Annotated in this window: 21 protein-coding genes; 11 read left to right on the top strand and 10 right to left on the bottom strand. The window is 59.1% G+C overall.

Going from position 1 to position 18,711, the window contains the following annotated elements; genetic code table 11:
• Positions 1-39 precede the first annotated feature (39 nt).
• From ACR0LI_RS00385 to ACR0LI_RS00415, 7 genes are all read left to right on the top strand, one after another.
• Positions 40-774, top strand: a complete 735-nt coding sequence (locus ACR0LI_RS00385; RefSeq protein ID WP_171634510.1) for a class I SAM-dependent methyltransferase — start codon at positions 40-42, stop codon at positions 772-774.
• Positions 775-1,074: 300 nt separating this feature from the next.
• Positions 1,075-1,635: a F0F1 ATP synthase subunit delta gene (locus ACR0LI_RS00390; RefSeq protein WP_171722736.1), complete on the top strand. Its 561-nt coding sequence runs from the start codon at positions 1,075-1,077 to the stop codon at positions 1,633-1,635.
• Entirely contained in the window at positions 1,636-3,174 is a 1,539-nt protein-coding gene (atpA, locus tag ACR0LI_RS00395; protein ID WP_152459013.1) for a F0F1 ATP synthase subunit alpha, read from the top strand.
• A gap of 15 nt (positions 3,175-3,189) precedes the next feature.
• Positions 3,190-4,068: a F0F1 ATP synthase subunit gamma gene (locus ACR0LI_RS00400; RefSeq protein ID WP_171634503.1), complete on the top strand. Its 879-nt coding sequence runs from the start codon at positions 3,190-3,192 to the stop codon at positions 4,066-4,068.
• Between the two features lie 18 nt (positions 4,069-4,086).
• Positions 4,087-5,511, top strand: coding sequence for a F0F1 ATP synthase subunit beta (gene atpD / locus ACR0LI_RS00405; protein ID WP_480717821.1), 1,425 nt, complete (start codon positions 4,087-4,089; stop codon positions 5,509-5,511).
• 12 nt (positions 5,512-5,523) lie between these two features.
• Positions 5,524-5,934, top strand: a complete 411-nt coding sequence (locus ACR0LI_RS00410; RefSeq protein ID WP_171168948.1) for a F0F1 ATP synthase subunit epsilon — start codon at positions 5,524-5,526, stop codon at positions 5,932-5,934.
• A gap of 114 nt (positions 5,935-6,048) precedes the next feature.
• Entirely contained in the window at positions 6,049-6,399 is a 351-nt protein-coding gene (locus ACR0LI_RS00415) for an H-type lectin domain-containing protein (protein WP_171634501.1), read from the top strand.
• Positions 6,400-6,443: 44 nt separating this feature from the next.
• Here the strand turns inward: ACR0LI_RS00415 and rpiB are convergent, their stop codons facing one another.
• Together rpiB and ACR0LI_RS00425 are read right to left on the bottom strand one after the other, a co-directional pair.
• Positions 6,444-6,893, bottom strand: a complete 450-nt coding sequence (gene rpiB, locus ACR0LI_RS00420) for a ribose 5-phosphate isomerase B (protein WP_171634498.1) — start codon at positions 6,891-6,893, stop codon at positions 6,444-6,446.
• A 103-nt stretch (positions 6,894-6,996) separates the two neighbouring features.
• On the bottom strand, positions 6,997-8,016 hold the full coding sequence (locus ACR0LI_RS00425; RefSeq protein WP_117872500.1) for a ribose-phosphate pyrophosphokinase: 1,020 nt from the start codon (positions 8,014-8,016) through the stop codon (positions 6,997-6,999).
• A gap of 107 nt (positions 8,017-8,123) precedes the next feature.
• Here ACR0LI_RS00425 and ACR0LI_RS00430 point away from each other — a divergent pair, with 107 nt between their 5' ends.
• Both ACR0LI_RS00430 and ACR0LI_RS00435 read left to right on the top strand, forming a co-directional pair.
• Complete coding sequence (locus ACR0LI_RS00430) at positions 8,124-8,726, top strand: 2-hydroxychromene-2-carboxylate isomerase (RefSeq protein WP_171722737.1); 603 nt, start codon at positions 8,124-8,126, stop codon at positions 8,724-8,726.
• Positions 8,723-9,556, top strand: coding sequence for an alpha/beta fold hydrolase (locus tag ACR0LI_RS00435; protein WP_480492160.1), 834 nt, complete (start codon positions 8,723-8,725; stop codon positions 9,554-9,556). The genes ACR0LI_RS00430 and ACR0LI_RS00435 overlap by 4 nt, the downstream gene beginning before the upstream one ends.
• On the opposite strand, the gene ACR0LI_RS00440 is transcribed toward ACR0LI_RS00435, so the two are convergent.
• From ACR0LI_RS00440 to ACR0LI_RS00450, 3 genes are read right to left on the bottom strand one after another with little or no spacing between them, the layout of a single operon-like run.
• Positions 9,543-10,577, bottom strand: coding sequence for a threonine aldolase family protein (locus tag ACR0LI_RS00440; RefSeq protein ID WP_171722739.1), 1,035 nt, complete (start codon positions 10,575-10,577; stop codon positions 9,543-9,545). The genes ACR0LI_RS00435 and ACR0LI_RS00440 overlap by 14 nt on opposite strands.
• On the bottom strand, positions 10,577-11,050 hold the full coding sequence (locus tag ACR0LI_RS00445; RefSeq protein WP_171206268.1) for a YcgN family cysteine cluster protein: 474 nt from the start codon (positions 11,048-11,050) through the stop codon (positions 10,577-10,579). Before ACR0LI_RS00445 ends, ACR0LI_RS00440 begins: the two co-directional genes overlap by 1 nt.
• The gene (locus ACR0LI_RS00450) at positions 11,047-11,979 is read right to left on the bottom strand and encodes a bifunctional riboflavin kinase/FAD synthetase (protein WP_480717822.1); all 933 of its coding nucleotides are present in this window, start codon (positions 11,977-11,979) and stop codon (positions 11,047-11,049) included. The genes ACR0LI_RS00445 and ACR0LI_RS00450 overlap by 4 nt, the downstream gene beginning before the upstream one ends.
• 260 nt (positions 11,980-12,239) lie before the next feature.
• Between ACR0LI_RS00450 and ACR0LI_RS00455 the strand changes: the two genes are divergently transcribed.
• Both ACR0LI_RS00455 and ACR0LI_RS00460 read left to right on the top strand, forming a co-directional pair.
• Positions 12,240-12,821 (top strand): methylenetetrahydrofolate reductase C-terminal domain-containing protein, encoded by a 582-nt coding sequence (locus ACR0LI_RS00455; protein ID WP_171634484.1) that lies wholly within the window; start codon positions 12,240-12,242, stop codon positions 12,819-12,821.
• Complete coding sequence (locus ACR0LI_RS00460) at positions 12,818-13,807, top strand: methylenetetrahydrofolate reductase (RefSeq protein WP_152459000.1); 990 nt, start codon at positions 12,818-12,820, stop codon at positions 13,805-13,807. The genes ACR0LI_RS00455 and ACR0LI_RS00460 overlap by 4 nt, the downstream gene beginning before the upstream one ends.
• Before the next feature lie 75 nt (positions 13,808-13,882).
• On the opposite strand, the gene ACR0LI_RS00465 is transcribed toward ACR0LI_RS00460, so the two are convergent.
• The 5 genes from ACR0LI_RS00465 to ACR0LI_RS00485 all read right to left on the bottom strand — a co-directional run bounded on the left by ACR0LI_RS00465 (position 13,883) and on the right by ACR0LI_RS00485 (position 18,626).
• Positions 13,883-14,326 (bottom strand): MaoC family dehydratase, encoded by a 444-nt coding sequence (locus ACR0LI_RS00465; protein WP_480717823.1) that lies wholly within the window; start codon positions 14,324-14,326, stop codon positions 13,883-13,885.
• Positions 14,327-14,427: 101 nt separating this feature from the next.
• The gene (locus tag ACR0LI_RS00470; protein ID WP_480717824.1) at positions 14,428-15,303 is read right to left on the bottom strand and encodes a TIGR01459 family HAD-type hydrolase; all 876 of its coding nucleotides are present in this window, start codon (positions 15,301-15,303) and stop codon (positions 14,428-14,430) included.
• Positions 15,304-15,405: 102 nt separating this feature from the next.
• Positions 15,406-16,482 carry a DUF389 domain-containing protein gene (locus ACR0LI_RS00475; protein WP_480717825.1) on the bottom strand — a complete coding sequence of 359 codons (1,077 nt, stop codon included), beginning with the start codon at positions 16,480-16,482 and terminating at the stop codon, positions 15,406-15,408.
• A gap of 132 nt (positions 16,483-16,614) precedes the next feature.
• The gene (locus ACR0LI_RS00480; protein WP_171634476.1) at positions 16,615-17,535 is read right to left on the bottom strand and encodes a manganese-dependent inorganic pyrophosphatase; all 921 of its coding nucleotides are present in this window, start codon (positions 17,533-17,535) and stop codon (positions 16,615-16,617) included.
• Positions 17,536-17,645: 110 nt separating this feature from the next.
• Positions 17,646-18,626, bottom strand: coding sequence for a TraB/GumN family protein (locus ACR0LI_RS00485; RefSeq protein WP_480717826.1), 981 nt, complete (start codon positions 18,624-18,626; stop codon positions 17,646-17,648).
• Between the last annotated feature and the right edge of the window lie 85 nt (positions 18,627-18,711).

Consider the following 18,711-nt stretch of genomic DNA (forward strand, 5'->3'; position numbering starts at 1 on the left):
AGACTGCGCCCAGCTAAGCCGATTGACCGGATGTCCGCAATGCATCTTGATGTACAGGATCTGAGGAACTTCTATTACCGCAGCACGTTGGGGCGTGCGGCGCAGGCGGCTATTCGCGGGCGTCTGATCGAGCTTTGGCCCGAAGCAAAAGGCCAGACAGTGGCGGGATTCGGTTTCGCGGTGCCTTTGCTGCGCCCTTACCTGTCGGATGCGCGCCGGGTCATCGGGTTGATGCCGGGACCACAGGGCGTGATGCCATGGCCGGCAGGCATGCCCAACGTTTCGGTCCTGACCGAAGAAACCCTCTGGCCGATCGAGACCGGCCACGTGGACAAGCTTGTGGTGATGCATGGGCTGGAAACGTCGGAACGGCCAAACCAGTTGCTTGACGAATGTTGGCGCGTGCTGGGCCCCGGTGGCCGGGCCGTCTTCATCGTTCCAAACCGGGCGGGTCTGTGGTCACGGTCGGACAAGACCCCGTTCGGGTTCGGGCGCCCGTACTCTGCAACTCAGCTGGAAAACCAGCTTAAGGCGCATCACTTCCTGCCCGAGGTGCATTGCTCGGCCTTGTATATGCCTCCGTCGTTCCGGCGATTCTGGTTGAAATCCGGCAACCTGATCGAAAAGACCGGCCAGCGGATTCCGACGGTGATGGCGGGTGGGGTGCTGATGGTGGAAGTCAGCAAACATATCCGCCCGCCAAGCGGCAGCGTGACCAAAGACGCGGTCAAAAGACCGATCAAAGCGCTGGACGGCTTGCTGAAGCCCGCCTGAGACCCCGGGCAATTCCACGCGAAAAATTGAGGAAAAAAAGTCACAGGAATCGCAAAAACCTGCATATTCGTAACATTTTTCAACTGGGCCAATGTGTTCAAACCGTCGCACTTGCCGTAAGTTAATGAAAAATAACAATTTGTGGATAAATCCGTTACCGCTATAGCGTATTGCTTGGTTGGTTCGGCTCTGCTACATCCCCGGTGATTTTGATCCCCGACCGTCTGGCCGGGGTTTCTTCACGCCCCCGGGGTAGCTGCCGCACGCGAATTCGGGGCCCAAAATATCGGAAGGGTGGACGTGTCCGAACCAGCTTCGATTTCCACTGGCATCGCCGAGCGCTATGCCACCGCGGTCTTCGAGATCGCAAAAGAGAACAACGACCTTGCAGGTCTGGAATCCGGCATCAATGATCTGGCAGCCGCGCTGGACGACAGTGCAGAGCTGCGCGACCTGATCGCATCGCCGCTGGTTTCCCGCGCTGAACAGGAAGGCGCGATCACTGCGATCGCAGACAAGATGGGTCTGAACGCCATCCTGCGCAACACGCTGGGTCTGATGGCGCAGAAGCGTCGCCTGTTCGTCGTGCCGCAACTGCTGAAGGTTCTGCGCGACATGCTGGCTGATGAGCGTGGCGAAGTGACCGCGGATGTCGCCTCGGCCAAGGCGCTGACCAAGACGCAAATGGAAAAACTGTCCAAGACGCTGTCCGAGCGTGTGGGCAAGACCGTAACTATCAATGCGACCGTGGATGAAAGCCTCATCGGCGGTCTTGTCGTTAAAGTGGGCTCGAAAATGATCGACAGTTCGATCCGTTCGAAGCTGAACTCCCTACAGAATGCAATGAAAGAGGTCGGATAAATGGGAATCCAAGCTGCAGAGATTTCTGCAATCCTGAAGGACCAGATCAAGAATTTTGGTCAGGAAGCCGAAGTGGCCGAGATCGGTCGCGTGCTGAGCGTCGGTGACGGGATTGCCCGTGTATACGGTCTGGACAATGTGCAAGCCGGTGAGATGGTCGAATTCCCCGGCGGCATCATGGGCATGGCGCTGAACCTGGAAAGCGACAATGTCGGTGTCGTTATCTTCGGTTCCGACCGTGACATCAAAGAAGGTGACACCGTCAAGCGTACCAACTCGATCGTGGACGTTCCGATCGGTGACGAGCTGCTGGGCCGCGTTGTGGACGGTCTGGGCAACCCGCTGGACGGCAAAGGCCCGATCAACGCAACCAAGCGTGGCGTTGCAGACGTAAAAGCGCCCGGCATCATCCCGCGTAAATCGGTTCACGAGCCGATGGCAACCGGCCTGAAATCGGTTGACGCGATGATCCCGATCGGCCGTGGCCAGCGTGAGCTGATCATTGGTGACCGTCAGACCGGCAAAACCGCCGTCGCTCTGGACGCCATCCTGAACCAGAAAACCTACAACGACGCAGCAGGCGACGACGAGTCGAAGAAACTGTACTGCGTTTACGTAGCGATCGGTCAAAAGCGTTCGACCGTTGCGCAGCTGGTGAAGAAACTGGAAGAGTCCGGTGCGATTGAATACTCGATCGTTGTGGCCGCAACCGCTTCGGACCCGGCACCGATGCAGTTCTTGGCACCCTACGCCGCAACTGCGATGGCTGAATACTTCCGCGACAACGGCCGCCATGCGCTGATCATCTATGATGACCTGTCGAAACAGGCTGTGTCTTATCGTCAGATGTCGCTGCTGCTGCGTCGTCCGCCCGGACGTGAAGCCTATCCTGGCGACGTTTTCTACCTCCACTCCCGTCTGCTGGAACGTTCGGCGAAGCTGAACGAAGACTTCGGCGCGGGTTCGCTGACCGCTCTGCCGGTTATCGAAACTCAGGGTGGTGACGTTTCGGCGTTTATTCCAACCAACGTGATCTCGATCACCGACGGCCAGATCTTCCTGGAAACCGAACTGTTCTATCAGGGCATCCGTCCTGCCGTGAACACCGGTCTGTCGGTTTCGCGTGTGGGCTCTTCGGCCCAGACCAACTCGATGAAGTCGGTTGCGGGTCCGGTTAAACTGGAACTGGCTCAGTACCGCGAAATGGCGGCCTTTGCGCAGTTCGGTTCAGACCTCGACGCCGCAACCCAGCAGCTGCTGAACCGTGGTGCGCGTCTGACCGAGCTGATGAAACAACCGCAGTACTCGCCGCTGACCAACGCTGAAATCGTCTGCGTCATCTTCGCAGGTACCAATGGTTACCTCGACAAGATCGATGTGTCCGACGTTGGCCGTTACGAAGCTGGCCTGCTGGCGCACCTGCGTGGCAAGCACGCGGATCTGCTTCAGTGGATCACGGACGAAGACCCCAAGATCAAGGGTGACGCTTCCGACAAGATCAAGGCTGCGCTGGACGAATACGCCGCAACCTTCGCTTAAGGGAGAGGCGGGCATATGCCAAATCTTAAGGACCTCAAAAACAGGATCGAGTCGGTCAAATCGACCCGCAAGATCACCAAGGCCATGCAGATGGTCGCGGCTGCAAAACTGCGCCGCGCCCAGGAATCTGCCGAAGCCTCGCGCCCCTATGCCGAGCGGTTCAATGCCGTGATGGCAGGGCTGGCGGCTTCGGTCGGGGGCAGCGACAGCGCCCCCAAGCTGCTCCGTGGTACGGGCAGTGACGATGTCCATCTGCTGGTTGTCATGACAGCTGAACGCGGCCTCTGCGGCGGCTTCAACTCGAACATCGCCAAGCTGGCCCGCCAAAAGGCGGAAGAGCTGCGCCTGAAAGGCAAGACGGTCAAGGTTCTGACTGTCGGCAAGAAGGGCCGCGACGCGCTCAAGCGTGATTTTGGCGATCTGTTCGTTGGACATATCGACCTGAGCGAGGTCAAGCGCATTGGGTACAACAACGCGCAAGACATCGCCAAGGACGTCCTGTCTCGCTTTGACGCGGGTGAGTTCGACGTTGCCACGATCTTCTACTCGAAGTTCGTCAACGTCGTGACCCAGATCCCGACGGCGCAGCAGGTCATCCCCGCCTCGTTCGAGGGCGAAGCGGCGGGTGACGACAGCGGTGCCATCTTCGATTACGAGCCCAGCGAAGAAGCCATTCTGGCCGACCTGCTGCCCAAGGGGGTTGCGACTGCGATCTTCTCGGCTCTGCTCGAAAACGGAGCGTCTGAACAGGGTGCACGGATGTCCGCGATGGACAACGCGACACGCAACGCGGGTGAGATGATCGACAAGCTGACGATCCAGTTCAACCGCTCGCGTCAGGCCGTGATCACCAACGAGCTGATTGAAATTATTTCCGGCGCCGAAGCGCTGTAAGAAAACCGGAGACGAAACATGGCGAATGCAAAAGGCAAAGTCACACAGATCATCGGGGCCGTCGTCGACGTGCACTTCGAAGATCAGCTGCCTGAAATTCTGAACGCGCTGGAAACCACCAACAACGGCAAGCGCCTGGTGTTGGAAGTTGCTCAGCACCTGGGTGAAAACACTGTCCGCACCATCGCGATGGACGCGACCGAAGGTCTGGTCCGCGGCGAGGCCGTGACCGACACCGGCGCACCGATCTCGGTTCCGGTCGGCAACGCCACCCTGGGCCGCATCCTGAACGTGGTCGGCGAACCGATCGACGAAAAGGGCCCGGTCGAAGCCACCGAAACCCGCGCCATCCACCAGCCCGCGCCCGAGTTCGACGAACAGTCGACCGAGTCGGAAATTCTGGTGACCGGCATCAAGGTCGTTGACCTGCTGGCCCCCTACGCCAAAGGCGGTAAGATCGGCCTGTTCGGCGGTGCCGGCGTTGGTAAAACCGTTCTGATCATGGAACTGATCAACAACATCGCAAAAGTGCACTCGGGCTTCTCGGTGTTCGCGGGTGTTGGTGAACGGACCCGTGAAGGGAACGATCTGTACCACGAGATGATCGAATCGAACGTGATCAAGCCCGACAACCTGTCGGAAAGCCAAGTGGCCCTGGTGTACGGTCAGATGAACGAGCCTCCGGGTGCGCGTGCACGTGTCGCTCTGACCGGTCTGACCCTGGCGGAACAGTTCCGTGACCAGTCCGGTACCGACGTTCTGTTCTTCGTCGACAACATCTTCCGCTTTACGCAGGCGGGTTCCGAGGTGTCGGCTCTGCTAGGTCGTATTCCTTCGGCCGTCGGCTACCAGCCAACACTGGCCACCGACATGGGCGCCCTGCAGGAACGCATCACCTCGACCAAGTCGGGCTCGATCACATCCGTGCAAGCGATCTACGTGCCCGCGGACGACCTGACCGACCCTGCGCCGGCAACCTCGTTTGCGCACCTCGACGCGACCACCGTTCTCAACCGTGCGATCTCGGAAAAGGGTATCTACCCGGCGGTTGACCCGCTCGACTCGACCTCGCGTCTGCTTGACCCGGCCATCGTTGGTGAAGAGCACTACAGGGTTGCGACCGACGTTCAGCAGATCCTCCAGCGCTACAAGTCGCTACAGGACATCATCGCCATCCTTGGCATGGACGAACTGTCGGAAGAGGACAAACTGACCGTGGCCCGTGCCCGTAAGATCGAACGCTTCCTGTCGCAGCCGTTCGACGTGGCCGAAGTCTTCACCGGTTCGCCCGGCGTTCAGGTTCCTCTGGATGTGACCATCGCGTCGTTCAAGGCCGTTGTGGCCGGCGAATACGATCACCTGCCCGAAGCGGCCTTCCTGATGGTTGGTGGCATCGACGAAGTGATCGCCAAAGCGGAGAAGATGGCCGCAGAAGCCGCCTAAGGAGTATCCCTGATGGCAAACACGATGCAATTCGACCTCGTCAGCCCCGAGCGGAGCCTTGCTTCGCTTCAGGCGAGCGCGGTCCAGATTCCCGGCGCGGACGGGGACATGACGGCGATGCCCGATCATGCCCCCACCATCACCACGCTGCGCCCCGGTCTGCTCAAGGTCGAGGCACCCGAAGGGTCCAGCGAATACCTGGTCACCGGCGGGTTTGCCCAGATCAACGGCGACAGCCTGTCGGTTCTGGCCGAAAAGGCCATCCCGGTGGCGGAAGTAACCCGCGCGCATCTGGACGAGCTGATCGCCGAGGCACGCGCCTCGCACGAAGTGGCGAAGGAAAACGGCGAACAGACCATTGTCGACGATGCAGCCAAGCTGCTGGCCGACATGGAAGCGCTTGGAACGCATATGAGCCTGTAACGGGCCCACTAGTGAAAAATTTGAGCGGCCTCGCAATTGCGGGGCCGTTTTTTTGTCGTGCTTTTGCCGAAATGCCGGGGTAAGTTGCGGGGATTCAAGAATAATGATGATAAGATGAAAAAGTTTCTAACCCATCCCATTGGAATTGAGCAGGGTGAAAATGTCCTGTTCTCGGAGTTTGCCGAAGGCGGCGATATGTGGACCGGGCAGGGGCCGCGTGAACGCCGCGCAAACATTCGGTTCAAAGAAGCATTTCGGACCCCGCCTATGGTGCAGATCGGGATCTCGCTGTGGGATGTCGACACGTCCTCGGCGCTGCGCGCAGAGGTTCAGGCCGAACATATCACTGCCGAGGGTTTTGACGCAGTATTCCGGACCTGGTCCGACACTCGGATTGCCCGCATCCGGGCAAGCTGGACCGCGATAGGAGAGGTGGCACACCCGGACGACTGGAATATTTCCTGATCCGGGTTCGCCATGTTTTCAGGCGTTTGAACGACTGATTGGGTTCAGTCGTCCTGCGCTTCGATCATGTCCACGCGTGTGGCGTGGCGGCCGCCTTCGAATTCGGCATTCAGAAACGCGTCAACGATGTCCAGCGCCAGACCCTCACCGACAACCCGCGCGCCAATCGACAGCATGTTGGCGTTGTTGTGCTGGCGGATCATGCGGGCCGAGAATGCGTCGGAACAAACGCCACAGCGAATGCCGGGCACTTTGTTCGCAGCCATCATGATACCCTGCCCAGTGCCGCAGAGGACGATACCCAAGCTGCAATCGCCCGAGGCAACGGCCTGCGCTGCGGCCTTGCCGTGCTTGGGGTAATGGGTGCTTTCCGGGGTTGTCGGGCCGATATCAACCACGTCCCAACCTTGCTGTGCGATGTGGTTGGCCACGGACTGGCGCAGCTCGATCGCCGCGTGATCGCTGGAAAGAACAATACGTTTGTTGGCAGTCATGGAGGTGATTCCACTTGTGTCGCCGATCGCGCCCCATGGTCAGATATCCGCGCAATCGGTATTTCAGATATCAGGGGGCGACATGTTCGGTCGCCCCTGTTGCTCAATCCATCTGATACATGGATTCGTAGATCGGGGTCAGCGTCTTGTCTTCGAACAGCGAAGACACACTGGTTCCGTTCCAGATATTCAGGATCGCCTGGGTGAAGATCGGCGCAGTCGGAACGATGCGGATGTTCTTTGCCTTCAAAATCTCTTTGGTCGGCTGGATCGTGTCGGTCAGCACCAGCGACTTCATGACCGAGTTCGTCACCCGCTCGACCGCGGGGCCGCTCATGACACCATGCGTGATGTAGGAGTGAACTTCCTTGGCGCCATTGTCCAACAGGACCTGCGCGGCCTTGCAAAGTGTTCCGGCGGTGTCACACATATCGTCGACGATCAGGCAGATCTTGTCCTTCACATCTCCGATAACGGTCATTTCAGCGACTTCGCCTGCTTTCTCACGCCGCTTGTCAACGATCGACAAAGGGGCATTGATGCGCTTGGCCAGTTCACGCGCGCGCGCCACGCCGCCCACGTCGGGTGAAACCACCATGATCTCATCCAGATTGTCCTTGAACTGGTTTTTGACATCCAGCGCAAAGATCGGCGAGGCGTACAGATTGTCGACGGGCATATCGAAAAACCCCTGAATCTGCGCGGCATGAAGATCCATCGTCAGAATCCGCTCGATCCCTGCGCCGGTCAGCATATTGGCCACCAGCTTGGCGCTGATGGGCGTGCGGGCCTTGGTGCGGCGATCCTGGCGGGCATAGCCGAAATAGGGGATCACGGCCGTGATCCGTTGCGCCGACGAGCGGCGCAGTGCGTCGGCGATGATCAGCAGCTCCATCAGGTTGTCGTTGGCCGGGTTCGAGGTCGGCTGGATAATGAACATATCCTCGCCGCGTACGTTCTCGAACACTTCGACGAAGATCTCGCCATCGTTGAACCGTTCGACGCGTGCATCGACCAATCCCTGGTCGACACCGCGATACAGGCTCATGCGACGGGCGATGGTTTTGGCAAGTGGAAGGTTGGCGTTCCCAGCGATAAGCTTGGGTTCGTGAAGTGTCGGCATCGGCTGAGGTCCCCGGGCAGCAATGGCAATGTGACAGATTCGTGATGTTGACACCGCTTAGCATGGCCTTACCGTCCCGCAAAGGTAACGCAGCGGAGAAAGTGAACATGACCCGGATTGACTACTTTTTTGCGACAATTTCGCCCTACAGCTATCTTGCGGGGAACCGGCTGGAAGAGATTGCGGCGAAACACGACGCAACGATTAACTACAAGCCGCTGGACATCATGGCCCTGTTCGCACGTACCGGGGGCACGCCGCCGAAGGACCGTCATGTATCGCGCATCGAATACCGCGCTCAAGAGTTGCTGCGCCAATCGAAGAATCTGGGGATGGAGTTCAACCTGCAACCGGCGCACTGGCCGACCAACATGGCGCCGTCCTCCTATGCGATCATCGCCGCGATCAAGGATGGTTCGGGCGACGTGGGCAAGTTGTGCCAGTTGATACTGCGCGCCTGCTGGGCCGAAGAAAAGGACGTCGCTCAGGATGATGTGATCCGGGACTGCCTGGCAAATGCCGGGTTTGACCCGGAACTGGCCAACAGCGGTCTGCTGGTCGGGGCCGAAACCTATGCCGCCAATCTGGAAGAAGCCGTGGATCGCGGCGTGTTCGGCGCGCCGTTCTACATCACGCCGGATGGTCAACGCTTCTGGGGGCAGGATCGCCTGGATGATCTGGATCGGCATCTGTCCGAGATCGATGGATGACAGCCCCGACGGCGATGCAATCCGGTTTCGTGAGACGATTGGGTGACGGAGGGCGCAATTTGCTTGCCCTTCATTGCACCATTGCACATTCCGGCGCGTGGTCCGGCCTGGCCAAGGCATTGGATGGCAGCGTGTGTCTTGTTGCACCGGACATGCTGTCTCATGGGCGCAGTCCGGATTGGGACGGTCAAAGCGATTTCTTTGACGCTGTGACAGAGCTGGCGGCGGTCGAATTGACCGAGCCCACGGATCTGGTCGGCCATTCCTTTGGGGCGATCGTTGCGCTCAGACTGGCCATCGAGCACCCGGACCGTATTCGAAGTTTGACCCTGATTGAGCCTGTGTTCTTTGCGGTGGCAAAACAGGACGCGCCCGGTTTCTACGATCAGCACCTGCGAGAGTCCCAGCCGATTGAAGCAGCGTTCCAAGCAGGCGACGAAGCGCTGGCCGCGCGGTTGTTCAACCGGATGTGGAGCTCTGGCATCAGCCCCAAATGGCATGACCTGCCAGAGCGGACGCGCGCCAGCATGGTACGTGGGATTCATGTTGTTCCCGCGTCTTATCCCGTTCTGTACGATGACCGGGAAGGGTTGCTTGACCCCGACAGATGCAAGCGCGTATCGATGCCAACCCTGTTGCTGAGCGGATCAAAGACCCACCCGACGATCCCCGCAATCTGTAAAGGATTGCAGCGTCGTCTGCCGAACGCACGCCATGAAGTCGTTCAAGGTGCGGGGCATATGCTGCCCATTTCGCACCCCCTTGAAACCGCCGTGCTGCTTCAGGAGTTCTGGAAAGCTGGCCACGGGGCGGGTGTTACAACAGGCTGAGAAACTGATCGATCTCGGCTGTTCCGATCGACCAGTCGCAGACCAGTCTGCACGCAAGGCTTTCATCGTCATCGTCACCTTCCAGCTCGGCCCCCCAAAGGTGGTAGATTGCCCCGGCCTCATGCAGCTGTTTGTGCTTCGCGCGTGAAAAAGCGGCAAAGACCATATTGGCCTGCGGTTCGTGCAGGAACTCGGCCCCTTTTGCACGCAAGCCATCGGCCAGCCGGGCACAGTTTGCATTGGCCTGACGCGCCAGCTTTAGCCACAGATCATCATCAAGATAGGCCGCCATCTGAGCGGACAGGTAGCGATGCTTGGAAAACAGATGCGCCCCGCGTTTGCGCCGCAGCTCGAATTCCCAGGCCTTGCTCTCGTCAAAGAACACCACGGCCTCGACGCCCATCAGGCCGTTTTTGGTACCACCGAAGCTGACTGCATCCACCCCGGCTTTCCATGTCATGTCAGCCGGAGAGCAATTCAGGGCCACCAGGGCATTGCTGAACCGGGCCCCATCCAGATGGACGGGCAAGCCATATTCCTTTGCGACCCCGCACAGCGCCTGCAACTCCTCCAGCGAATAGACCGATCCGCGCTCGGTGACCTGGGTGATCGACACCGGCCCGCGCTGCGGCCCGTGAACACCACGGGTTTCTTCGCCCAAGATGGACCCGCGCAGCGCGTCCGGCGCCATCTTGTCACCGCCGGGAACAAGGGTCAGCTTGGCCCCGGTGTAAAACTCGGGCGCGTTGCACTCGTCTTCGTGAATATGGGCAACCGGAGAGCAGAAGATCGTTTCCCAAGGGTTGGACAATGTGGCAAGAGCCAGAGAATTTGCCGCTGTCCCCGTCGCCACCAGATAGACGGCCGCCCCCGGAGCTTCAAAGATGCTGCGAATGCGGTCACGCACCTCGTTCATCATCGTGTCGGCGCCATAGGCCATCTGATAGCCCTGATTGGCCTCGGCCAGTTTGGCCATGACCTGCGGGTGAACCGGCCCGGAATTGTCAGATGCGAAATACATCAGCTAGGCTCCTCGATAATGTAGTCTTCCCACTCTTCCATGGGGGTTTCGAACTCGGACACCGTGCGCCCTCGGACCGACACGCCTGCGGCGTGCACGGTTTCCGGCGTACCAGACAACAATGGGTGCCAGTCGTAAAGCGGTTTGCCCTCCCACAGCAGCCGATAGGCGCAGGTTTGCGGCAACCAATAGGCGTGTTCGTCGATATTGTCGGGCGTCATGACGATGCATTCAGGGACGAATTGATGCCGGATGTCGTATTGCGTGCAGCGGCAGCTTTCATCGTCCAGCAGGCGGCAGGCGACGCAGGTCAGGGCAACTTCGCCCGAGTCTTCATCTTCCAGCTTGTTGAGGCAGCACTTGCCGCAGCCGTCACACAGGGCCTCCCACTCGCGCTGGTTCATCTTGCGCAGCGGTTTGCGTTCCCAGAACCGGGCGGGCAGGCCGGTGCGTTCAATCGGATCGGCGCTCATAGGGCGGCCAGAACGCCCCGGGCCTGTTCACAATCGGCATTCATCTGCGCGATCAGACCATCCAGCCCGTCAAATGTCATTTCAGGGCGCAGGAATTCGATCAGCCCCACCGACAAGGTCGCCCCGTACAGGTCGCCGGAAAAGTCGAACAGGAAGGTTTCGATATTTGGCACTTCGCCATGGAACATCGGGCGGACCCCAACCGACGCCGCGCCGTTATAACTGCCCTGATGCGGGCCATCCAGCACGTCGACCAATACGGCGTAGACACCGAACTTGGGCGGGTGGAGCCCTTCGATGGACATGTTCGCGGTTGGGAAACCCAGCTCCCTCCCGCGCTGCTCGCCCCCGATCACCTCGCCTTCGATCCTGTGCCAATGGCCCAGCATCGCGGCGGCATCCTTTGGGCGACCCTCGCTCAACGCGGTTCGGATGGCGGTTGACGAGACCACGTTTTCCGACCGCTGCATCAAAGGGGCGATCGTCACGCCAAATCCCATCTCTTGCCCGAACCGAACCAGATCGTCAGCCGTCCCGCTGCGGCCCTTGCCAAAACAGAAATCGGCCCCGACCACGACATGGGACAGGCCCAGCCCGTCACAAATCACGTTGCGCGCGAATTCATCGGGGGAAAGCCCGGCCAGCGCCGCGTTGAACGGCAGTTCATACAGTTTCTTCACACCCAGTTTCTCAAGCCGATGCGCCCGCGCATTGCCGCGCATCAGGCGGAACGGAGGAGAGTCCGGCGCAAAGTATTCACGCGGATGCGGCTCGAAGGTCATGACCCCCAGTGGCGCATCCGGGGCCGCGTCGCGGGCCAGTTCGATCACCGACTGGTGCCCCACATGAACGCCATCAAAATTCCCGATCGCAACGCTGGCGCCGCGATCTTCTGGCTCGACAAACTGGAAATCCCGGATGATGTGCATAGGCGATTGCGTAGCGTTGCGTTGCGATTTGTTCAAGCGGCAGTTTGAATTCAAGGCACCGGTCCTGGCGAAACACACCAAAACCATTTGCCGGACATGATTGCACACGGGGCATCCCTGGAATGCTGTACAACATTTGGTCAACTGCTTGATCCAAAAAAAATACTGGGTGTAGACTGGGTTTCCGGCCCTCGGACCACGCTGGGCGGCGGACGATGGCCCGGCCAGGTTCAAATGAACCCAGCACAGGAGGCAGACCCATGTATCGATTGCGACTGTTCGCGATTCGCAACGCCCGTGCGTTCGAATGGATTTACAAATGTGTCGAACGGGGCATGGTCGCGATGGATCCGGTCTTTGCAAAGATCGGCTACAACCGCGTTGAACGCCCCATCGCGCTGGTCGAAAAAGGCGTCAAAAGTCTTTTGTTTGATTGCAAGATGTGCGGACAATGCGTTTTGTCTTCGACGGGTATGTCTTGCCCGATGAACTGCCCCAAGCAACTGCGCAACGGCCCGTGCGGCGGTGTACGTCCCGGTGAGTTCTGCGAGGTGAAGCCCGATATGAAATGCGTCTGGGCTTTGGCCTGGGACGGCGCCAGCCGCATGCAACACGGGGGCAACAAGATAAAAGAGGTTCTTCCGCCCGTGGAACACACGTTGAAGGGATCATCATCCTGGCTGCGGGTCAGCCGCGAGATCGCCGCACGGGAACGCGAGGCCCGGGACGCTGCCCGCGAAACGCTTGCGCAGGCGTTCCCGGAGGCGCGTGAAAACGAACCCTCTGCGGCACCTCTGGCTGCAGAACCCCCCAACGCGGTGAACCGGGAGCTGAAGAAATGAATGATGCCCATCGCAGCGAGGTCGAGCCGATCGGCTATGTACCTGTTCCCGAAGGCTATGTCTCGCACAGTCGATTGGAAAGAGTTCTGCGTTCGGGTCGCTTTGCGGTGACTGCTGAACTTAACCCGCCAGACAGTGCTGACCCCGAGGATGTGTTTCAGGCGGCACAGCCGCTGGGCGAAGTGGCGGATGCGATCAATGCAACCGATGCGTCTGGTGCCAACTGCCACATGTCTTCGATAGGGATCTGTGCGTTGTTGACCCGCGCAGGGTATTCTCCGGTCTATCAGATTTCCTGCCGAGACCGGAACCGGATCGCCATTCAGGGGGATGTTCTGGGGGCTGCTGCGCTGGGCGTCAGCAACGTGCTGTGCCTGACGGGCGACGGTGTCGGGGTTGGGGATCAACCGGGCGCAAAACCTGTGTTTGACTTTGATTCCCTGACCTTGCTGCGGACGATCCGAACGATGCGCGATCAGGGAAAGTTTCTTTCCGGCCGCAAGATCACGCGCCCCCCTCAACTGTTTTTGGGTGCAGCGGAAAACCCCTGTATACCGCCCTATGACTGGCGCCCGGAACGTCTTGCAAAGAAGGTCGAGGCGGGGGCCGAGTTTATTCAGACCAACTATATCTACGACATTCCGCTCTTTGAAAGGTTCATGGACCGGGTTCGGGATGCCGGTCTGGACGAAAAAGTATTCATCATCGCGGGTGTCGGCCCAATCGCTTCGGCACGCGCGGCACGCTGGATGCGCAGCAATGTGCCCGGAATTCACATACCGGATCATGTCATCGAGCGGATGGAAAAGGCCGAAAAGCCCGCGGAAGAGGGCAAGAAGATCTGTATCGAACTGATCCAGCAGATCCGGGACATCGCCGGTGTTTCCGGGGTTCACGTGATGGCCTACAGGCGTGAACACGTGGTGTCGGAAATCATTCTGGAATCAGGTGCGCTGAAAGGGCGAAAACGAACCCGTTCTTCCTGACGACCTTGTGTGCATTTGAGTGCCCAAACAATAAAGGCGCCGGTCCGGCGCCTTTTGCGAGACTGTGTTTGCCAGTCAGTCGAACTTGCGCGACGGGGCAAGCACCATCGCTTCGCCGATCAGGACCTTCTTGCCCTCGACCGAACAATGGCAGTCCAGCTTGACGCGGCGCTTGGCAAAATCGATGTCGATCACTTTCACCTCGGCATAGACCATGTCACCCGGACGCACAGGTGCCAGGAACTTCAGTGACTGACCCATGTAAACGGTGCCATGACCCGGCAGTTGTTCACCAATCACGGCCGAGATCAGACCCGCCGTCAGCATTCCGTGGGCAATACGGCCTTCGAAGATCGTATCGCGGGCATAGTCGTCGTCCAGATGCACCGGATTCCGGTCGGTCGAGACCTGCGCGAACATTTCGATATCTTCATCCGTCACCACTTTGCGCAGGTTGCGGGACATGCCCATTTCGATGTCTTCGATACAGATCGTTCCGCGCGGAAGATTGTCCAACATGTTGCCCTCACTCGAAATCGGCCGTGAAAGAAAAAACCATCATTTGGCCAAGGTTGGCAACTTTATTACTTCGCAGTTGCAGAAAATCAAGTCTTTTCTTATTACCTCAAGCGCCCGATCGTGTAGGTTGGATTGATCTTTTCCCTTTCAATATAGGCGGTTAGAGATTCGTGGTGCGGATGATGCGACGTTTTTGTTTCTGCCGCGGCCAATCCGCCCGAGATGAACAGAGAATCAATGCCCTCTCCCATGCCGCCCAGAATGTCCGTGTGGGGGCCGTCGCCGATCACCAGAATGTCGCTGTCGGGGGTGTCGTGCCCCAGTTCCTGCAACCTGCGGCGGGCTAGATCATAGATCGGGGGATGCGGTTTGCCGAAATACAGGCTCTCGCCGCCCATTTCGGTGTACAGCCTGGCCAAAGCACCGGCGCACCATTCGCGCACCTCGCCGCGGTCCACGACAATATCAGGGTTCGCACAAAGCAGTTTCATCCCCATCTGCTTGGCGTACAGGAAATCCGGCCGGTTCACATCCGGGTCGGCCATCGGGTCGAACGGACCGCAGCAGACAATACCCTCGGCTTCCTTCAGCGGCACACGCTCGATATGGATGGGGTGATCCAACAGTTTCAGCGGTTCGAAAAAGCCCGCATCGCGCTGCCACTCGCCCATGAAGTAAACCTTGTGCCCCACAGCACCCCGGAACATCGCAGATCGCGCGGAATCCCCGCTGGTGGCGATGGTGTCATACGCGTCGGCAGGGACGTTGAATTGCACGAGCTGCTCTGCCACCCCGGCGCGAGGTTTGGGAGAGTTCGTGACCAAGACCACCAGTCCACCCTTAGCGCGATAGGCCTTCAGCGCTTCGACCGCCTCGGGGTAGGCCGTGATGCCGTTGTGAACACAGCCCCAAAGGTCGACGAACAATGCCTTGTAACGGTCCGAGATCTCGGAAAGCGAGGAAACGATCTGGGTCATGGGTGCCTCTGGGTCTGATATCGCGCTGGCGACAGCTATGGCAAAGCTTGGGCCCGAACACCATCCCGCATTCCCGTTTGCGCCAAGGAATGGGTGAATCTGCTACTCGTCTTCGGTAATTTTCGTGACATCCGGGGCCTGCTGAACGTTTTCCGTTCCCAGGATGATCTGGGCCCCGATACGCGGCTGATACCGGATAATGGCCAAGTATCCGGGTCCTAGTTCCTCCTCCAACACCCCGACCAGAGGGGTCTCACGCAGCTTGGGTGGCAGCAAACCGGCAATGGAAGAAACCTTGAACTGCGCTTCGGCCGGCAGATCGACGATCAGCCAAACCTCGGCCCGCTTGCGCTGAGCGTTGACGTCGATGCGGATGATTTCCACGGAAACCGGATCGGCCCATGCACGAATGGACTCGGCCAGTTGCGCCTCGGTCCGCGTTTCCAGATAACGGTTGTAGGTGGACTTCCCAAGCTGCAGGACGACGACGACCAGAAACGCGATCGCGACAAAGACGCTGGCGGTAAAGTTCAGTTTGCGCTTTCCCTTGCTGAAAACCACGGAGCGCGCGGCATAGACAAGATAAACCGCGCAGGCTGACAGAATGATCGCGCCAAGGTTCGTCGCGAAAAGCAGCCCTGCCTCATAGGCCTCGGCGGGTTCGTCAAAATATAAAAGAATGCCCGAGGCCGACAGCGGGGGAACAAGCGAAACACCGATGGCCGCGCCGGGTAGAAGGCTCAATTCGGACTTGTTGATCTGAACATAGGCCCCGGCCACACCGGCAGCGAGCGCGACGATCAGGTCTTCGGTGCCGGGATCGGTACGCGCCAGGACCTGGTCGGGGATCAAAATGCCACGGGGAACATCTGCGACATAAACCAGAAACCATGCCATCATCACGCAGACAATGGCAGCCAGGCAAACCGTAAGCGCCAGCGTCACCGCGCGTTTCAACCATCCCATGACCATCGCGGCGGCCACCCCGAGGATCGGGGTCATCAACGGCGCCACAAGCATGGCCGCGATCACGACAGCGCTTGAGTTGCGCAGCAAACCCATGGTGGCAATCACGACCGACAGCGTCAGCAACATTGCAAAACGTCGCCAATACGCCGCCTTGTCGGCACCTTCAAAAAGAAGGATGCTGCGGGTGGTGCTCAGTTTTCGTACGACCATTGCATTTACCTGACCTGGGATAGGCTTTTGACCCCCGGTCAGACTAACAACCGGCAACGCCTCCGCAAATGGCTGTCAGCAAAGAAAAAAGGCGCCCGAATTGGACGCCTTCATATTTGGGTCGCTTGAGGATCAGACCTTCAGGTTCGGAATGATCTGCTTTTTACGGCTCATGATGCCGGGCAGAACTACGGCGTCGCCGTCCACGGTTGCGCCAAAGCTTTTCTCGGCCACGGTTTTGACCAGATCATTGGGGACCAGCAGCGTGGCCTCTTCGTTCAGGATATCAACCACGAACAGCAGCACCTGCTCGACGCCGTCTTCCTTGGCAACGGCCACCATCGAGTCCGCCAGGCTGGCCTTGCGGTCCAGAACGACGCCGGGAGCGGTGGTTTCCAGAACCGAGACCCGGAATTTGGTGCCGTCGACCTCGTATTCTTTACTGTCCATGCGGATCAACTCGGCGTCCGAAAAGGACGAGACATCCGATTTCGCCGCGAACATGTCTGCGGCATATGCCGAAATGTCCAGCTCGAGCTCGGCCGCCAGACGTTCTGCAACCTCGCGGTCATGCGCCGTGGTGGTGGGTGAGCGGAATTCCAGAGTATCCGACAGAATGCAGGTAAGCGCGGCGCCCTTGATGGCGTCGGGCATCTTGGCCGCATCTTCGCCCATCAGATCAACCATGATGGTGGCGGTGCAGGCCAGGGGGCGCACTGTGATGTCGATCGGGCCTTTGGTTTCCAGGCCACCGACCAGCTTGTGATGGTCGATGATGGCGCGGATGTCCGCGTCGTTGATGTTGGCCGGCAGTTCGGCGGGGTTGTTGGTGTCGACGATAACCACCGGCGTTTCCGCGGGCAGGTCCTCAAGGATCCGCGGCTTGGGCAGGTCCCAGTTTTCCAGCATGAATGTTGCTTCGGTGTTGGGTTCACCCAGCAGTACGGGTTCGGTCTGCTCACCCTTGACCTCGTTCAGGTACCACGACCACAGGATCGGCGAGCCTGTGGAATCTGTGTCGGGGGATTTGTGGCCAAATACTAGCGTCGTCATGTCAGTGTCCTGCGGAATGGAAATTTGCGCGCCTTATAGGGCGGCTAAAGGCCGTTGTCACGCCGCTGAGCACTGTCTGCGACGCTTGGTCTGAAAACCACTGGGTCCGTTCAGAATTCGGCGCGTGTCAGAACGTATCCGGCCTGCTCCAGCTGATTCAGCAGGCCGTAATCATCGCTCAGGTGTCCCGCTCCGACCGCAATCACAACCGTCTGATCCCTGATGTCCAGAATCTGCGCCATCCAGTTGGCATTTCGCTGCACCAGCAATTGCTGCTCGAAATCCTGCCATTCCGCATCGAAGGCTTCGGGGCTCAGGCCCGACTGCTCCAGCCCCTGTAAACGGGCAAGCTGTAAGATCTCGGCGTGCTTTTCTTCAAGATACGCGTTGGCCATGGTGGCCAACTGGTCTGCATTGCCCTGCATCGCCCTGGACAGGCGCACAAGCGACTCGACCTGTTTCTCAAGCGGATAACTGTCGAACATTGCCATAAGGTCTTGGATTCGTTCCAGCGAGTGCTGCGGGATACCTTTTTCAACGGCCAGATCGTTCAGGCGGGCGTCCATTCCATAAGTTGAATTCGGGTCCTCGATCATGCAGGGCGGAATGCTCAGCATCATGGTCAGGAACCACGGACGCATCTTCGCAGCCATCCAGCCGGGGATGCCGCGCTGGGCCAGGGCTGCGGACAGCGCATCCCAGTCGTCTTCCTCCATCAGATCGATCAACGTAGGGCCCGAGGTAATCATTACCGCACTCAGGTCGTTGGCCATCGTCTTTTCGAAGGCGTCCATGTCGTGCTGAGTGACTTCGAAATAAAAGGCGTCCGCTTTGCTGAGTTCGGGCGACAGGCGGTCAATCACGTCTTCCATGCGCGGATCGTAACTGTGCAACGTGCCGATGATGTGCAAAACCGTGTCGCCCTTGCGTGCAATCCAGTGATTGCCTTCGGGATAAGCGATCTGGCCCACTGCACTTTGCAATTTTGTCCGGGTTTCCTCGGGCAGTTGTGGCCGCAGGTCCACCCCCTCGCACGCGGCCTGAGCCGAGATCGGAAACAGAAGGAACGCAAGAAACGTGAGCAAACGCATGGGGCCAGCCTGAATGGTGTCAAGAAGTTGAACCCAGACTTAGCCACGCCACCTGCCGATGTTCAAGCCGCCCGTCTGGTATTCC

It is taken from the genome of Ruegeria sp. CL7, assembly GCF_056536445.1.

Bases quoted from the DNA above. Each gene is read 5' to 3' on its own strand.
- ACR0LI_RS00385 (WP_171634510.1), top strand. From the start codon at position 40: ATGCATCTTGATGTACAGGATCTGAGGAACTTCTATTACCGCAGCACG.
- atpA (WP_152459013.1), top strand. From the start codon at position 1,636: ATGGGAATCCAAGCTGCAGAGATTTCTGCAATCCTGAAGGACCAGATC.
- ACR0LI_RS00400 (WP_171634503.1), top strand. From the start codon at position 3,190: ATGCCAAATCTTAAGGACCTCAAAAACAGGATCGAGTCGGTCAAATCG.
- atpD (WP_480717821.1), top strand. From the start codon at position 4,087: ATGGCGAATGCAAAAGGCAAAGTCACACAGATCATCGGGGCCGTCGTC.
- ACR0LI_RS00410 (WP_171168948.1), top strand. From the start codon at position 5,524: ATGGCAAACACGATGCAATTCGACCTCGTCAGCCCCGAGCGGAGCCTT.
- ACR0LI_RS00415 (WP_171634501.1), top strand. From the start codon at position 6,049: ATGAAAAAGTTTCTAACCCATCCCATTGGAATTGAGCAGGGTGAAAAT.
- rpiB (WP_171634498.1), bottom strand. From the start codon at position 6,893: ATGACTGCCAACAAACGTATTGTTCTTTCCAGCGATCACGCGGCGATC.
- ACR0LI_RS00425 (WP_117872500.1), bottom strand. From the start codon at position 8,016: ATGCCGACACTTCACGAACCCAAGCTTATCGCTGGGAACGCCAACCTT.
- ACR0LI_RS00430 (WP_171722737.1), top strand. From the start codon at position 8,124: ATGACCCGGATTGACTACTTTTTTGCGACAATTTCGCCCTACAGCTAT.
- ACR0LI_RS00435 (WP_480492160.1), top strand. From the start codon at position 8,723: ATGACAGCCCCGACGGCGATGCAATCCGGTTTCGTGAGACGATTGGGT.
- ACR0LI_RS00440 (WP_171722739.1), bottom strand. From the start codon at position 10,577: ATGTATTTCGCATCTGACAATTCCGGGCCGGTTCACCCGCAGGTCATG.
- ACR0LI_RS00445 (WP_171206268.1), bottom strand. From the start codon at position 11,050: ATGAGCGCCGATCCGATTGAACGCACCGGCCTGCCCGCCCGGTTCTGG.
- ACR0LI_RS00450 (WP_480717822.1), bottom strand. From the start codon at position 11,979: ATGCACATCATCCGGGATTTCCAGTTTGTCGAGCCAGAAGATCGCGGC.
- ACR0LI_RS00455 (WP_171634484.1), top strand. From the start codon at position 12,240: ATGTATCGATTGCGACTGTTCGCGATTCGCAACGCCCGTGCGTTCGAA.
- ACR0LI_RS00460 (WP_152459000.1), top strand. From the start codon at position 12,818: ATGAATGATGCCCATCGCAGCGAGGTCGAGCCGATCGGCTATGTACCT.
- ACR0LI_RS00465 (WP_480717823.1), bottom strand. From the start codon at position 14,326: ATGTTGGACAATCTTCCGCGCGGAACGATCTGTATCGAAGACATCGAA.
- ACR0LI_RS00470 (WP_480717824.1), bottom strand. From the start codon at position 15,303: ATGACCCAGATCGTTTCCTCGCTTTCCGAGATCTCGGACCGTTACAAG.
- ACR0LI_RS00475 (WP_480717825.1), bottom strand. From the start codon at position 16,482: ATGGTCGTACGAAAACTGAGCACCACCCGCAGCATCCTTCTTTTTGAA.
- ACR0LI_RS00480 (WP_171634476.1), bottom strand. From the start codon at position 17,535: ATGACGACGCTAGTATTTGGCCACAAATCCCCCGACACAGATTCCACA.
- ACR0LI_RS00485 (WP_480717826.1), bottom strand. From the start codon at position 18,626: ATGCGTTTGCTCACGTTTCTTGCGTTCCTTCTGTTTCCGATCTCGGCT.